Genomic DNA, 15,050 nt, shown 5'->3' with positions numbered 1-15,050 from the left:
CGCTATTCTTTCTGGCGCTGGATTTGCACTTTGGGACGGGGTGGACCGCTGCGTGGATATTCTCCACGCTAACCGTCAACCGGAATGGCTGTTCGCCGTTCAGGCCAAAGAGCGAGCAGATGGCAACCGACGAAAAACCGGCTTCCTCAGTCAATTCCACTACCCTTACTTCCGCCGCCGCAAGCTTGGCCTTGCCAGTATCCGGTGCGCCGACGAACTGGGCCTGGACGGAAGATGTCGGCAGCACGCTGTACGGAACCGGTGAAAACGACCAGCTTGCGGGCGGCGCCGAGAATATCACGCTGGTCGGCGGGCTGGGCGACGACACATACGTCGTCTGGGACCACAGTAACATTGTAGTGGAGGAACCCGGCGGCGGCATCGACACGATCTCGACCTACGGCATCCACGGCTATTCGCTGACGACATCGGCCAATGTCGAGAACCTTACCTTGCTCGGCGGATTCGCTTCCTCCGGACGCGGCAACGATCTCGCCAACATCATCACCGGCAACGACCAGAACAATTTTCTTGACGGCGGCGCGGGCGACGACGTGCTGATCGGCGGCGGCGGACGTGACACTTTCGTCATCCGCCACGATCAGGGCTCCGATACCATCCTGGATTTCCAGACCGGAGCGCGCGGCGACACGGTCGCGCTCGCGGGCTTCGACTTCGCGAGCTTCGCCGACGTCAAGGCAGGCCTCAGCCAGAACGGCTCCGACGCCGTGCTCGCCCTCGGCGGCGGTGCGACGCTTACCTTCAGCAACACGCGTGTGTCCGATATCGTCGAGGACAATATATCGCTCGGCGTCGACAAGCAGGCGATGGTCCAGACCTTTCGCGACGATTTCGACAGCCTGGACCGCTTCTCGGACGGCGAAGGCTCCTGGCGCACCCGCTTCGAATGGTGGGGCGACGGGGCGTTCACGCTTGCCGAGAATGGCGAGCAGCAGATCTATGTCGATGTTGACTTTCATGGCCTGACAGATGTCGAACAGGCGGAGCCCCTCGGCTACAATCCTTTCTCGATCGTGGACGGGCATCTCGTCATCACCGCCGAGCCAATCGATGAGACCGGCGGCGCGACGAAGGACTTCGAATTCACGTCCGGCATGATCTCGTCGCAGTCGTCCTTCTGGCAGACCTACGGTTATTTCGAGATGACCGCCGAACTGCCGGAAGGCGCCGGCGCATGGCCCGCCTTCTGGATGCTGCCTGTCGACAACAGCTGGCCGCCCGAGATCGACATCCTCGAAGCCTTCGGCGACCAGCCCAACCAGGTGCATTCCGCCGTGATCGGCTCCAGCGGCATGACCGAGGCCTGGACGCAGGTCGATACGTCGGGCGGGTCGCATAGCTACGGCGTGCAGTGGACGCCTTATGAGATCTCCTTCTTTGTCGATGGCGTGCAGGTCATGTCGACGCCGACGACGAGCGAGTTGCACGATCCGATGTACCTGCTCGCCAACCTCGCGATCGGCGGGCCTTGGGCCGGCAACGCCGACCCGTCGTTGATCGCGCAGCTCATGATCGACGAGATCGTCGCCTATCAGTTGCCGGAATATACACTGGAGAACTTCACGTTGCGCACCAGCGCGACCAACACGCGCTATATCGAAGGCACCAACGGCAACGAAACGCTCCACGGCACCGACGGCAACGATTTCATCAACGGTCGCCTTGGCATCGACACACTGATCGGTGGGCTCGGCGACGACACCTACAACGTCAACCACCGCGACACGAAGGTGGTCGAGGACTTCAACGGCGGCATCGACACGATCCGCGCCTCGGTCAGCTACGCGCTGCCCGACCACGTCGAGAACATGCATCTCGTCGGTAACAACAGCGCCAACAGCGCGACAGGCAATGCACTGCCCAACATCATCATCGGCAATGGCGGCGCGAACGTCATCACCGGCGGCGGCAGCAACGACATCCTGACGGGCGGCGCGGGCGCCGACACCTTCGTGTTTAAGCGCGGCGACGGGTCCGACATCATCACTGATTTCGAGAACGGCCTCGACGTCGTCAGGCTCGACGACCACGGCTTCTCGACCTTCGAGGAGGTGCGCGCCGCGATGACGCAGGTCGGCGACGACACCTATCTCGCACTGACCAGCTTCGACACGCTCGTCTTCCGCGATACGCTCGTTTCGGATTTCTCCGCGAAGGACTTTGCCTTGCCGCGCATCCCGCCGGAAAGCCAAGCATGGATCCGCGCCAATATCGGAACGGAAGGCGCCGACACGATGTATGGCAGCGCCTCGAACGAACGCTTCGAGGGCAAGGGCAACGCCGACGTCTATTCAGGCGGCATCGGCGACGACACCTATCTTATCGACAATGACGAGCAGCAGGTCATCGAGCGCGCGCGCGAAGGCATCGACACGATCGAGTCGTACATCTCCTACACGCTGCCCGATCATGTGGAGAATCTGATACTGCTCACGCCCGGCACGACGGGGACCGGCAACGACCTCGCCAACCGGGTCATCGGCTCTTCCGGCAACGACATGCTGAACGGCAAGGGCGGCAACGACTACCTTTTTGGCGGAGCCGGCGACGACATCTTCGTCTTCGAGCGCGGCAACGGAACCGACATCGTCGCCGACTTCACGGTGAACGATCGCGAGCGCGACAGCCTGCGCTTCGTCGGCTACGGCGAAGATGCGTACCTGACGAATGCAGGCGACGCCTGGACAATCCACTATGCCGGAGGACAGGACGTCCTGCATCTCTCGGGTGTGACCTCACTTTCGCAGAACGACTACGAATTCGCCTGAGCCAGGGCGGAAGGGGTGCGTTGCAACCTCTCCGCATGCGCCCACTCGAAAAGGTCAGGTCGACTGACATGTTGAACGATGCTTTTCAGGTGCGTTTTTCCGCCTCACTCAATTCGGCGAAGGTTTCGTTGCAGTGCAATATTCCATCCGGATCGTATAACCATTATATAAACTTTTATCACCACAGGCATTACAACAGTGAATTATCTCGTTAATCGTGAAATACATATAAATACATCGATAATTTTGCATCGCAATATGACAGTCTAGATTTTGGTATATTCAATTCATCTTTCGCGATGTTAACCGACGTTACGGAATTGTGCCGAAGAAAAACAGCTAAAATACCCTCTTGATCCGATTTGGGATCGATGGTTTAAATTTAGTGTTCGCGGATGGGGCGCTTCTGGGATTCGCGGACAGCATAGCGTTTAGGAGACGTTGGATGCTGAATGCCGGAAGCCCTTTGGAGAACGCTGCCAGTTCGGCAGCTGATATTGTAAGCGTCGGGTCAGCGAAATACGCGCCTGGCGGCATCCTCAAAAGAGCCGTTGATATTGCCCTTGCGTCGATCGCGATCGCGGTCCTTTGGCCGTTGATGTTGATGGTCGCGCTCGCCATCCGCTACACCGATCCCGGCCCGGCGATTTTCGGACATGAGCGCATCGGCCTTAACGGCCGGCGCTTCAAATGCCTCAAGTTCCGGTCCATGATCATCAACTCCGAAGCGGCATTGCGCGAGCTTCTGGAACGTGATCAAGCGGCAGCGGCCGAGTGGGCTGCCTCGCAGAAGCTGAAGAACGATCCGCGAATCACGCGGCTGGGCCGACTTCTGCGCGAAACCAGCCTCGACGAACTGCCGCAACTCTGGAACGTGCTGAGGGGCGACATGAGCATCGTCGGCCCGCGCCCGATCGTCTCGGCTGAGGTCAGGCGCTACGGCAACCACTTCACGGACTATGCGGCGACGAAGCCCGGTATCACCGGCCTGTGGCAGGTGACCGGACGCAGCGACTGCACCTATGAGGAACGCGTCTCGCTCGATGTCGACTATGTGCAGAACTGGTCGATCCTGCGCGATTTCTGGATCATCGCCAGAACCGTGATCGTGGTGTTCGGCCGCAAGGGAAGCTACTGAACGCTGGCGTTCGAGTTAGCCGCTCAGGGCTTCTTGCCCAAGCGGGACTTGCCTCCCAGCGTGATGTCCTGCGCTGCGGGCTTGGCCGCGTCCGCCTTGCCGACGGCAGGCTTCTCGGCAGACAGCCTTGCGACGACAAGCATGGTCACGAAATACACGCCCTCGATCACAAGCAAAGGCACGAGGATGGCTACAACCATGGACATCAACCCGTCTGCGCGGACGGCGAATGCACCGACCAAGGCCGGTATGATGGCCATGATACCAACAGCGACCGCCGACAGGCGGATCAGGCCGCAGCCGACGCCGATCGCGATATACAGCAAGACAAGTATGCCGGTCATCGGTGCCCCTTCCGTTGATCCGAGCGTTACTGGGCAGCGATTAATTTTCGCTGAGAGTAGGCCCGCTGAGGCCACTCATTGTTCGAATAGGTAGCAGGCGGAGCGGAAAAAGCCAACAACTTCGTCGACATCCCACAACCTGAGGCTGAACCGGATCGTTCCGGCACGTCCGGGCGAACGCAAGGAAAACAAGGCAATGCAGATAACGTCGTCGCAGGAAGAGGGCTCGGCCGCACCGCTGTTTTCGATCGTCATGGTCACTTTTGCGCGAGATCACCTCGTCCCCCAAACGATCGCGCAGGCCGCGAAGGTCGCCGCCGATCGCTTGCACGATGTCGAATTCGTGCTGGTGGACAACAATGTCGACGAGACGGACCGCTCCGCCTTCCTCGCGCCCTTCACGCGCTGGCGATACGTGAAGCTCGGGTTCAACAAGGGAGTTTCGGCGCGCAATGACGGGGCGAATGCCGCGCTGGGAACCTACATGATCTTCGTTGACGACGACGCGTTCCTCAACCCGATGGGCGTGCTCGACCGTTACGAGGCAGCGTTTGCAGCGAACCCAGATTGCGCCATCGTCACGGCCCGCCACATCGACCACGCGACGGGCGACACGCCCCGTGCTTCCTTTCCGCATACCGACAAGTCGCTGCCCAAGGACCGGCCGTTTAAGACGTTCCGGTTCCAGGGCAATGGCTTCGCGCTCCGCCGCTCCGCCTTTGAGACGATCGGGCCGATGTCGGAGGATTTTTTCTACGGGCTGGAGGAGATCGACTACGCATACCGCGTCGTCGATGCCGGCTACGAGATCTACTACGAGCCCGGCTGCTGGGTGGTCGAATATAACGACCCCGGCGGCCGGAAGCCGAAGAAGGAGGTCGAGGAGATGCGGCTCACCAACAAGCTGATCATCTCGTTCAAATACCTGCCGGCCATCTACCTGCCGCTCAACTTCGTGCTGTTCTCGGCCTACGTCTTCTATCTCAACCGCGGCCGCATCAACGTCTTCCGCTCCTTCGGCAATTTCCTGAAATGGGCGCGCAAGCACCCGGAGGGGCGACGGCCGCTCGGCCAGCCGGCGCTGGCCTATATTGAAAGCTGCGGCGGCGCGGTCTGGAAATGAGCGCGCGGGTGACCGCGCTCGTCGCAATCCTCGCGGCTCTGGGCTTGGCTTCTTTTTCGCTTGATGCCAACGCCACAGAACTCGGGGCCTATCGCGGGCCGGGCTGCGACGGTCGCAAGGCCATGCATGTCTTCGAGGATTTCGTCGGCCGCAAGGTCGGGCGGACGGTCGATGCGCTCAACCAGGAAAGCTGGGCCGAGATGAAGTCGAGCATACCGTGGATCACGAAATGCTGGCGCGGCTCCGACATTAAGCTGACCCTGTCTGTTCCAATGCTGCCCAAGGATCGCGACGGCACGCTCGCCGAAGGAGCCGCCGGTGCTTACGACACGATCTTCATCATGACGGCACGCGCGCTCATTCAGAACGGCCATCCCGATGCCGTCATCCGCATCGGCTGGGAGTTCAACGGCGACTGGATGCCTTGGCGCGCGATGGATGATCCGGAAAGCTACAAAGCCTATTTCCGCCGCATCGTCGGCATCATGCGCGATGCGCCGGGCCAGAAGTTCCGCTTCGAGTGGTGCCCCAACCATGGCCGCAAGGCGATGGACCCAACCGACGCTTACCCTGGCGACGATGTCGTCGATATCATCGGGCAGGACGTCTACGCCGAGACTTGGGGCATCGACGGCATGAGCCCGCAGGAACGCTTTCAGTACTATCTCGAGCAGCCCTTTGGATTGAAATGGCATCGCGACTTCGCGCAGGCGCGCGGCAAGGAGATCTCCTATCCCGAATGGGGCGTCGGCACGCGGCCGGACGGTAAGGGTGTCGGCGACGATCCCGTTTTCATCGAGGGCATGGCCGACTGGTTCGAGGACGTGCAACCGCTCTACCAGAGCTACTGGGACGTGCATGCCTGGGACTACAACGCCCAGATGTCCAACCGCCAGTTTCCGCGCGCGTCGCAAGCGTTCAGGCAGCGCTTTGGCGCGGGGACCGACTGAAGCCTAAAGCGGTCGGAAAGTCGAAATGGCTTTTGCGGCCTCAGGGTGGAGCAGGATTTCGTGCGCATCCTCCAGCACGTCGTAATAGCGCGACCATTTCGCCTTGCCGATTTCCACACGCGCGCCTTCTACGCCAAGCCGGACCCCAAGACCGTCGCGGTGGAACGTCAGCGTTTTTCCGCGACGCTCGATCTGCCACTCGGCCGGCACCAGGAATCGCGTCTGCGCTTCCCCCTCGCCTGCCCACGCGTCGGCGATCTCCAGCCGGCCGTCACGCAAGAGGCGAACCGTCCGCGTCAATTCATGTCGATCAAAGGCCAACCTGCCGGTTGTCATCTGCATCCCGTCAGCTTCTCCCGCCGCAATAATCTCCGCTGCCGAGCGCTTGCCGACCTTGAAGGAACCGAGGAAGGTCACCGGCTGCGGCCCGACAAAACAGGGACCGTTGTGCGCGGTCCATGCGCGCAGTTCGTCACGCATGGAGCCTGCCGAATAGCTGAAGGTGCCGGGATCGACCAAAAGCCGGTGCGGGCCGAAGGAGGCCTCTACCGAAAGAAAGTCGGGATGGCCATGGCCGGGATTCTCGTCCGGGCCGATGGCGCCCGCGTCGAACACCGCGACCCAGTCCTTGCCCGCGAGGCGCACGTAGCCAGCGTCCGGCATCACCGTGAAGCCCGGCCTGATGCTACCCACTATGTCGGAGCCTGTCGGAGCCTCCCCAAGCCAGCCATCGTTGAACAAAACCGGCTGGTCGTCGCCCAGCGTCAGCGCGGCAAGCGCTCGTTCGACCGCCGCCAGCCTGCCGTCGATCGCCTCGCGCTGGGCGGCGTCCCATATCGGCAGGGCGGCGAAGATGCGCAGGCTCTGCACCGTCAGCCCCTGATACATGGCCGAGCGTTCCTTCTGCACACCATCCTCGCCGATCGAATGCAGGACCACAGCGTCGTGCTGCGTCCTAAGTGCTGTCGCTATGCGCGCGGGAAATGTCTTGCGCGACAGCCCGAACAGGCCAAGCGCCGCGAGATTGCGTTCCAGATGGTTGAAGCCCAGTTCGGTTTCCAGATTGCCGAGCACGAAGGCCGCGTTCAGCCGCGCGAAGCTGCGCAACCGTCTGGCGGCGCGCGTCGCATCCAGTTCCGGCGGCATGAGAAGTGCTGCCGCTGTCAGAGCGAGCACGCGGCGCGAGGCGATATAGGGATGCCAGAGTTCGGAGAAATCCTGCCCTTGAGTGAAGTCGGCGCTCAACAGGAAATCAGGTACGAGCCGGTCGACCATGGCGAGCGTCCGCCTTGGGTCGCAAAGCATCGCGGCTGCTACGAAGCCGAACTGCGCGAGGTTAGCGCGCCGGATCTGCCGATTGCCCTCGTCGCCCTCGAAACGCCAGTCGATGGGACCCTCGCCGAAATCGAAGCGTGCATTGAGGATGTCGAACCGCCCCTCGAAGCAGCCGGGGATCGTGGTCTTGTATTCGGCGAGATAGAACTGCGCCACCATCTGCGCCAGCTCGACGGCAGCCTCGTTGCGCTTGAAGGCTGGAAAGCGATAGGCGAGGCAGGCGAGGTCGGCGCGATATGCGGCGGCGCGCTTCGGCACAAGCTTGTTGCGCAGGCGGCGGCGCAGGTGCCCCATCAACGCGTTCGGCGACATGTTGGAGGCCGCCTGCGTGGCGGCGATCAGGTCAGATATGCGGTTGATCATCTGGCGGCTGTGAAGATGTCCCTTGCCGCCCCGCCGCGCCTTTCCTGTGCATCACGAATGCAATCGTCCAGAAGATGATCGCCGCCAACGTCGTCGACAGCAGAGCCGCGCCGACCGCGCCGTCGATCCCGTCGCTGCGGATCAGCACGATGCCGATGCCGATGCGCAGCGCCGTGCTGACGATGTGGACGATGGTGGACAGCGAGACCCTGTCGGAGGCGATGAAAAGTTCCGCGCCGATGTCGGCGATCGAGCGCAGCAGCGGCAGCGCGCCCATCAGCGGCAGGATGCGTCCGAGTTCGGCGTATTCCTCGCCAAACAGGCGCACGAGCATCGGCGAGATGACCGCGATCGCGCCCCAGGCAAATATGCCGTAGGCGACCGATATCGGCAGGATGCGCAGCATGAACCTATATGTCGCGCTGTGACCCTTGGCGCCCTCGCGCATCATGCGGGCCTGAAGCGAGATGCGTAGCGCACGCGGCGGGTTGAACGCACCGTCCATCAGCCGCGAGGCCAGCGAATAGACGCCGACGGCGGCCGGCGTCGCGAAGTAGGACAGGATCATCTTGTCGGCCTCGACCTGCAGCGAGGCGTTGACCCATAGGAGCGCGAAACTGACGCCCTCGCCGAGTTTCATTCCGGAGAAACCGAACTTGGGGCGCGCGGCATTGACCACCGTGTAGAGGATGCAGGCGACCATGGCGACGAAGGTCGAGACCAGATAGGCGGTCGCGAAAGTGCCGAGCGCATCGTCCGGCGACATGAGCAGAACGACCGCCGCCGAAGCCAGCCGCGCCAACGGCACGAACATCCCGACGAGCGCCGCCTTGAGCTGCTGGGAAAAGGCGATGAAGACCTTCTGGCAGGCCGAGGCAATGCGGTTGAACAGCACCTCCGAGACGACGATCGCGACCGGCAGCCAGAGCGGGATGTCGAAACGCTGCAGCCAGACGGCGAGCAGCACCGCGCAGATCGCGACCGGCACGGCGGTGATCAGGATCATCGTCAGCGCCATGCCGAAGAGGCTGTTTGCCGCCTCCTGCGTTCGGGCGATCGCCTTGAAGGCGACGCCGTCGCCGCCGATCCCGACGATGCAGCCTGCGACCGTCGCCACCGCCACGCACAGCATCAGCTGGCCGAACTGTTCCGCGCCTAGTCCACGTGCTGCAGCGATCACGTAGAGAAGCTGCAACAGCGTCGGCCCGCCGAGGCCGAACATGGCCCAGGCTGTATCTGTTACTGTCCTCCGCGAGACCCGGCTGCCCGGCGCGGCGCTCACATCGGCCATGGCAGGCTTCCCGTCACGCGGCCAGCCCGGAGCTACGAGCCCAGTCAACCGTCATGGCGATGCCGTCGTCGACGCTGGTCTTCGGTACGAAACCGGCGGCGGCTGCCTTCTCCATCGAATAGGTGACGTCCATGGAGAAGCGCTGCATGTCGTCGTCGCTCGGTTTCAGGCGCAAATCTTCCTCGGTCTTCTTCATCAGGCTTTTCAACTGCGGGCTGCGGTTGGCGGCGGACAGCAGGAGATCGCGATGGTTGGCGAGCATGTACTTGCCGAACATGCGCACCGGCCGGCGCATCATCACCTTGACGCCGAGATTGCGGTCAGGCGCCTTCAGCGGCGGGTGGCCCAACGCCAGGTTGAACCGCTCGAGATAGGAGTTCCACGTCGGCACTTCCGGGCCGTTGGCGTTGAAGACCGCGTATGGTCCGACGTCATGGTCGATCAGGAACTGCACGAATCGCACGATGTCGCCGACATAGACAAGGTTGCACTTGCCCTCGCCGCGCTCGCCGAGCGCACTCCATTTTCCGGATGCGAAGCGCGTGAGGTACGGCGTCGTCCACAGGTCGCTGAACGGGCCGTAGACCAGCGTCGGCCGGATCACCGAGATCGCCAGCTTTTCGTCGGCATATTGTTCGCAGATCGCCTCGGCGTCGCGTTTTCCCTGCCCGTATTCGGTGACGGGCGCGACGGGCGGCGTATCCTCGCGCACGATGCCCGTTGCCTCGCCATAGACAGCCACCGAGCTGGTGAAGATCAGCTTCCGCACGCCGGCGGCCTTGATCCGCTCGATCAGCATGCGCGTGCCGCCGGTGGTCACCGAATTGTCGTTGCCCTTGCCGCGCGCGCAATGGACGACGATGTCGACGCCTTTCAGCGCGGCATCGAGCGAGGCCTCGCTCATGATGTCGCATTGCACGATTTCGACGGGAAAGCGGGCGATGCGCGCAGCGCTCGCCCAGCGGCTGATGCCGGCTTTCACATGTCCGTATTTAGCCAGATGCAGCGCCTCGGCGATCCAGCCGCCGATGAAGCCGCCGGAACCTGTAACCAGAATCACCGGTTTCTTCATGCAACCCATTCCTGATAGCAATCGGGGAGATAGTCCGTCGCGGTCTCGTAGATCTCGTCGATGACGGCGAGCGGCGGCACCACGCTTTTCGCCTCGATCAGCAGTGGCGCGGAACCGCCTGAAACCACCTCGAAGAAATTCGTCACCATGCGCCGCGCAATGTCGGCGCGGTCGGGATTGCCCGGTGCTGAGACCGTCTTCTTCGACCCGTTCGGCGCAATGATTTCCAGCCGCGTGAACTCGTTGGTGACCCCGCGTATCGTCGCCTCTGTTCCTTCGACAACGAACTGATTCGACAGCTTGGCCAGAAAGCTGATCTGCACCTCGATCCTGGTGTCCGGCGTCTCCAGTTCGGTGCTGACGAAGGCCTCCGGGCCGCCATAACCGTCCATGACGGCAGACTTCACTTTCGGCTGCTCGTCGAGCCACCAGCAGATGATATCGAAGATGTGCACGCCGATGTCGAGCAACGCGCCGCGCGGGCGTCCATTCGGCCAAGGGCGGCGGAAATTGAAGCCGGACTGGGTCGGCCAGTCGAACTTGTGCCCCTCGGCCCAGACGATGCGCTTGACGTGGCCGAGTTTGGCCGAGGCGATGAAGTCGCGCACGAAGGCGTAGGACGGAGTCAGCCTGCGGAAATGGTTGGCGGTGAGGATCGACCGGCCCTCGGCTGCGGCGATCATGGCGCGCGCATCCTCCGCCGTTTCGGCGAAAGGCTTTTCGACCAGCACGCTGATGTCGCGCTCGATCAGCGCGATCGTCGTGCCGCGATGCAGATGGCTCGGCGTCGCGTTCACCGCAACGCGAATCGAGGGTGGCAGGTCCTCGATGCGGCCGAGGACCTGATCCTTTCGGAAGCCGAATTTCTGAGCCGCCGCGACGCCGCGTTCGATGGCGGGTTCGACGATCCAGGTGTTTGCGGAAAGATGCGGGTCGGAAGCGAGGACGGGAAAGTAGTAGTAGTCCGCTATCGCGCCGCTGCCGACGATTGCGAGGGGCATTGCCACTGGCATGGCCTGGGAGATCCTTTCAACGACAGTACTCCCAAGCCCGGACCGAGACTACGAAACCGACGCGCCGCCGTAAAGGATTTTGTGCAGCGCACACAGACTGATTTTCCGCCGTGGCGATTTCTGCCGCAGGGTCATCGTCCCTACGATGGTGCATTGCACCAAATCGCCTGAAGTGGCATAGATGAGACGGGTGGCTCGGGGCGCGCGTTAACGTAACAGCGGAGCCAGAAGCGGTTTTGTACCCCACCCGTTTCAGTCAATTTTTCATCCGTTGCGGTCACGCTCCATGAGCGACGCGATCCATTCCGGATTCCATGGCAGGCCACCGGTCGCGCCTGCAAAAGCGCGCGCCGTGCCCGGCGCGATCGATCCCGCCATCACCCGCCGCATCGCCAATGTGCTGTGCGTGCACCTCGTGCTGGTCGTGCTGACGCAGAAACTTGCCTTGCCAATCAGCGGCGAGATCCAGATCGCCTTCGCCATGCTGCTGCAATATGGCGTCTTCGGCATCTTCATGCTGATGGGCGTGCTGCGCGTTCATCTCATACGGTCGCTGATGCTGCTCGCCTTCGTCAGCTTCGCGATGATCGTGCATGCGGTCTACAACGCGGATGTCGGCTATTCGCCCGGCTCGCTTTTCCTGCTGACGCTGATCCTGGCGATGTACGCCTTCGTCGTGCCCATGGACGAGGAGAACTACAACCGCATCCTGCGGACGTTCCAGACCATCGCTGCCGTGGCCTCGGTGCTCGTCTTCGTCAACTGGGGACAGCAGTTTGCCGGGCTCGGCCTGTTCAACCTCGAGGACTACATCCCCGACAAATTCCAGTACATCAACTACGTCTACATGAACAAACTGCGCTGGGACCTGCACTGGTACAAGCCCAATGCCATCGTCTTCCTCGAGGTCTCGCACCTGTCGCAGTTCATCGGTATGGCGCTGGTGATCGAGCTGGCGCGCTTCCGTCGGCTGAAATACGCCGCTCTCTATGCTGTCGCGCTGCTCAGCTCTTTCGGCGGCACAGGCACGCTGCTCGTCCTGGCGTCCGCGCCCATCCTGATGCTGATGCTGCCGCGCAAGTATATCGTGGCGGTCGTACTCGCCGCGCCGCTGCTGCTGGTCGGGGCTGCGCAGATTGGCGTGCTCGACAATTTCACCAAGCGCGCGACGGAATTCACCACCAAGAAGAGCAGCGGCTACAACCGCTTCGTACTGCCTGCCGAGACCTCGGCGATGGCGCTGGAGCGCGACGGGCTGGGCGGTTTGCTGGGCAGTGGCGCAGGCAGCATCCCGGCCGGCGACCCGACCAAGGGCGGCGTCAACGGCTTCGCCTGGAGCCCCTACGCCAAGGTCATCTACGAATACGGACTGATCGGGTTCCTGATGTGGCTGCCGCTGACGCTCTACGCCATCTTCAACCGCGGCATTCCCTTCGTTATCAGCTGGATCGTCTTCCTGCAGTATAATTTCTTGAATGGTGCGCTCAATGTGCCGCTGCACACGGTCTACTGCTACGTGCTGGCAGCAGGCTACGTCATGATGCCGGTGGCGAAGTCGCGGCCGGCGAGCGCGAAACCAAGCGTCAGCCCCGCGCCGGCATCGCCAGTGCGCCGATCGCATTCTCCTTCACGATCGGAAAGTAGGCCCTGACCGCATCGGTGGCGCCGGTCGTGGAGAAGTGGCCGTAGTCGATGTAGCGGAAGATGCCGTCCGTCTTGAAGGCGCACAACTCGCCCTGGCAGAGGAACGACATCGGATCGATGAAGGTCGCGTCCGCGCCGACAAAATGCTTCAGCTCGCTGTTGATGACCGGGTCGATGTTGGTCAGCCATGCCGCCGTCTCGGCCCTGCCGCTGCGGTAGTCGAGCAGGTCGATGTTGGCGCCGAACTCGGCCGACTGGCCGATGATATAGGTGCGCACCCCCATGGCGTTCAGCGCCTCGATCGTTGAGCGGATGCCGTCCAGCCCGCGCGATTTCATCGAGTGCCAACGCGAGCTGAGTACCACCGCCTTGATGTCGTATTCCTTGATCAGCTCCAGCGCGTGCTGGTTGAACGCCTGGCAGTTGGGCCGCGCGTAGGAATAGTAGCTCAGCATCGGCGGGCAGCCGGCGGCTGTGTAGTTGATCACGTTGAAGGGAATTTCCGGCGCGTTGCGGGCGATACCCGGAACGTAGTGCGCGGCAAAGGAATCGCCCCACAAAAGCGCGTTCTCAGCCTGGCCGTTCGTGATGAAGCAGTCCTTGCCGCCCCAGTCGCGCCAGCCCTGATCGCCTTCGATGAAGCATTTGCGCTCCTTCCACTCCTCGCGGCCGGCAACCTGCGGCTCCTCGAAGCCTGGATAACGGAAGGCAGCACCACCGCTCATGACGCCGGCGATCCCGACCGCCGAAACCAAAAGCATGGCCGTTGCCGCCATGGCGAAGAGCCGCTTGCGCGGGAAGGGATTGCCCTTGACGCGGAACGGCTGCTCGATGAACCGCCACGAGAACCAGGCGAGCGCGAAGCTCGCGACCACGATGATCGCGGACTCCAGAAGGGTCGGGTCGCGCAGCGTGATGTAGCGGAAGAACACCGCGATCGGCCAATGCGCGAGATAGAGCGAATAGGAGAGCAAGCCGGTCCAGACCATCGGGCGCCATGACAGGCCGCGCGCGACGAGCGTCGAGTGGGCCGTGCCGGACCAGATGACCATCGCCGAGCCCAGCACAGGCGGCAGTGCGCTGACACCCGGGAACGGCGTCTCTTCCGTATAGGTGAAGACGGCATAGAGGATTAGCGCCAGGCCGAGGAGGCCGACCACTTCCGCGACGCCTTTGCGTGAAGGCGCGGGCGGCGGGGCAAGGACCAGCAGCGCGCCGAGCAGAAGCTCCCAGGCGCGCGTCGGCAGCATGAAGAAGTTCGCCGTCGGCGCGGTCGTGGTCGCATAGACGCTGAGCGCGAAGGACAGCACGACGACCGGCATGAATATCAGCAGCCAGCGCGCCTTGAGGAAGCGGTAGGCGATATACATCGCGATCGGCATGAAGATGTAATACTGCTCCTCGACCGCCAGCGACCACGTATGCAGCAGCGGGCGAAGCTGCGCGCTCGGGTCGAAATAGCCGGAGAATTTCCAGAAATAGATGTTCGAGCCGAACAGCGCGGTGGCGACAGCGCTCCTGGAATAATCGTCGAAGTTGGGCGGTAGCAGGATGAACCACGCAGCCACCGTCGTCAGTGCGATCATGAAGAACAGCGCCGGGAAGATGCGTCGAACGCGCCGCTCGTAGAAATCGATGATGGAGAAGCGGCCCTCCTGCAGGTCGGATAGCAGCCTGAGCGTGATCACGTAGCCGGAGATGACGAAAAACACGTCGACGCCGACGAAACCGCCGCCGAAGCCGGCCACGCCGGCATGGAACAGCACGACCGGCAGCACGGCGACGGCGCGAAGTCCGTCAACATCGGGACGATATTTCACCATGTCTTTACCAGCATCCCTGAATTCTCTTCCGATGGTCGAAAATGCCGCGCGATACACCGCGCCGGAATCGGCTTTCCGAACGTCGCGGCCAATTCCCCAGCCGGCCGGACGTGCTTTTCGACCGCAAATGCCCAACTCCGGGCTCAGCTTGCAAGCGCAACGTCA

The 15,050-nt window shown here is 62.4% G+C and carries 11 protein-coding genes; 5 read left to right on the top strand and 6 right to left on the bottom strand.

Annotated features, from left to right (window positions below):
• Positions 1–119: 119 nt before the first annotated feature.
• Positions 120–2,789, top strand: a complete 2,670-nt coding sequence (locus tag ABMA32_RS04970; RefSeq protein WP_349012614.1) for a family 16 glycosylhydrolase — start codon at positions 120–122, stop codon at positions 2,787–2,789.
• Positions 2,790–3,234: 445 nt separating this feature from the next.
• Positions 3,235–3,927: a sugar transferase gene (locus ABMA32_RS04965; protein ID WP_349012613.1), complete on the top strand. Its 693-nt coding sequence runs from the start codon at positions 3,235–3,237 to the stop codon at positions 3,925–3,927.
• A gap of 23 nt (positions 3,928–3,950) precedes the next feature.
• On the opposite strand, the gene ABMA32_RS04960 is transcribed toward ABMA32_RS04965, so the two are convergent.
• Complete coding sequence (locus ABMA32_RS04960; protein WP_349012612.1) at positions 3,951–4,271, bottom strand: hypothetical protein; 321 nt, start codon at positions 4,269–4,271, stop codon at positions 3,951–3,953.
• A gap of 196 nt (positions 4,272–4,467) precedes the next feature.
• Here ABMA32_RS04960 and ABMA32_RS04955 point away from each other — a divergent pair, with 196 nt between their 5' ends.
• On the top strand, positions 4,468–5,394 hold the full coding sequence (locus ABMA32_RS04955) for a glycosyltransferase family 2 protein (protein WP_349012611.1): 927 nt from the start codon (positions 4,468–4,470) through the stop codon (positions 5,392–5,394).
• An 8-nt stretch (positions 5,395–5,402) separates the two neighbouring features.
• Positions 5,403–6,344, top strand: a complete 942-nt coding sequence (locus ABMA32_RS04950; RefSeq protein WP_349012610.1) for a glycoside hydrolase family 26 protein — start codon at positions 5,403–5,405, stop codon at positions 6,342–6,344.
• 3 nt (positions 6,345–6,347) lie between these two features.
• On the opposite strand, the gene ABMA32_RS04945 is transcribed toward ABMA32_RS04950, so the two are convergent.
• The 4 genes from ABMA32_RS04945 to ABMA32_RS04930 are packed head-to-tail and all read right to left on the bottom strand — an operon-like array spanning position 6,348 to position 11,418.
• Positions 6,348–8,042 carry a heparinase II/III domain-containing protein gene (locus tag ABMA32_RS04945; RefSeq protein WP_349012609.1) on the bottom strand — a complete coding sequence of 565 codons (1,695 nt, stop codon included), beginning with the start codon at positions 8,040–8,042 and terminating at the stop codon, positions 6,348–6,350.
• The gene (locus tag ABMA32_RS04940) at positions 8,023–9,333 is read right to left on the bottom strand and encodes a lipopolysaccharide biosynthesis protein (protein WP_349012608.1); all 1,311 of its coding nucleotides are present in this window, start codon (positions 9,331–9,333) and stop codon (positions 8,023–8,025) included. Before ABMA32_RS04940 ends, ABMA32_RS04945 begins: the two co-directional genes overlap by 20 nt.
• A 13-nt stretch (positions 9,334–9,346) precedes the next feature.
• Positions 9,347–10,405, bottom strand: a complete 1,059-nt coding sequence (locus ABMA32_RS04935; protein ID WP_349012607.1) for an NAD-dependent epimerase/dehydratase family protein — start codon at positions 10,403–10,405, stop codon at positions 9,347–9,349.
• Positions 10,402–11,418 (bottom strand): Gfo/Idh/MocA family protein, encoded by a 1,017-nt coding sequence (locus ABMA32_RS04930; RefSeq protein WP_349012606.1) that lies wholly within the window; start codon positions 11,416–11,418, stop codon positions 10,402–10,404. Before ABMA32_RS04930 ends, ABMA32_RS04935 begins: the two co-directional genes overlap by 4 nt.
• Positions 11,419–11,704: 286 nt before the next feature.
• On the opposite strand from ABMA32_RS04930, the gene ABMA32_RS04925 reads away from it, so the two are divergent.
• Positions 11,705–13,069 carry a hypothetical protein gene (locus ABMA32_RS04925; RefSeq protein WP_349012605.1) on the top strand — a complete coding sequence of 455 codons (1,365 nt, stop codon included), beginning with the start codon at positions 11,705–11,707 and terminating at the stop codon, positions 13,067–13,069.
• Here the strand turns inward: ABMA32_RS04925 and ABMA32_RS04920 are convergent.
• Positions 13,002–14,885, bottom strand: a complete 1,884-nt coding sequence (locus tag ABMA32_RS04920) for an acyltransferase family protein (RefSeq protein ID WP_349012604.1) — start codon at positions 14,883–14,885, stop codon at positions 13,002–13,004. The genes ABMA32_RS04925 and ABMA32_RS04920 overlap by 68 nt on opposite strands.
• Positions 14,886–15,050 lie beyond the last annotated feature (165 nt).

It is taken from the genome of Mesorhizobium quangtriensis (genome assembly GCF_040081925.1).
Classification (GTDB): domain Bacteria; phylum Pseudomonadota; class Alphaproteobacteria; order Rhizobiales; family Rhizobiaceae; genus Mesorhizobium_K; species Mesorhizobium_K quangtriensis.
The sequence above is the reverse complement of the archived record's forward strand: the minus strand, read 5'-3'. Positions and strand labels throughout refer to the sequence as shown.

What these genes read in the sequence shown, in the direction of transcription:
- ABMA32_RS04970 (WP_349012614.1), top strand. Translation starts at nt 120, where the DNA reads ATGGCAACCGACGAAAAACCGGCTTCCTCAGTCAATTCCACTACCCTT.
- ABMA32_RS04965 (WP_349012613.1), top strand. Translation starts at nt 3,235, where the DNA reads ATGCTGAATGCCGGAAGCCCTTTGGAGAACGCTGCCAGTTCGGCAGCT.
- ABMA32_RS04960 (WP_349012612.1), bottom strand. Translation starts at nt 4,271, where the DNA reads ATGACCGGCATACTTGTCTTGCTGTATATCGCGATCGGCGTCGGCTGC.
- ABMA32_RS04955 (WP_349012611.1), top strand. Translation starts at nt 4,468, where the DNA reads ATGCAGATAACGTCGTCGCAGGAAGAGGGCTCGGCCGCACCGCTGTTT.
- ABMA32_RS04945 (WP_349012609.1), bottom strand. Translation starts at nt 8,042, where the DNA reads ATGATCAACCGCATATCTGACCTGATCGCCGCCACGCAGGCGGCCTCC.
- ABMA32_RS04940 (WP_349012608.1), bottom strand. Translation starts at nt 9,333, where the DNA reads ATGGCCGATGTGAGCGCCGCGCCGGGCAGCCGGGTCTCGCGGAGGACA.
- ABMA32_RS04935 (WP_349012607.1), bottom strand. Translation starts at nt 10,405, where the DNA reads ATGAAGAAACCGGTGATTCTGGTTACAGGTTCCGGCGGCTTCATCGGC.
- ABMA32_RS04930 (WP_349012606.1), bottom strand. Translation starts at nt 11,418, where the DNA reads ATGCCAGTGGCAATGCCCCTCGCAATCGTCGGCAGCGGCGCGATAGCG.
- ABMA32_RS04925 (WP_349012605.1), top strand. Translation starts at nt 11,705, where the DNA reads ATGAGCGACGCGATCCATTCCGGATTCCATGGCAGGCCACCGGTCGCG.
- ABMA32_RS04920 (WP_349012604.1), bottom strand. Translation starts at nt 14,885, where the DNA reads ATGGTGAAATATCGTCCCGATGTTGACGGACTTCGCGCCGTCGCCGTG.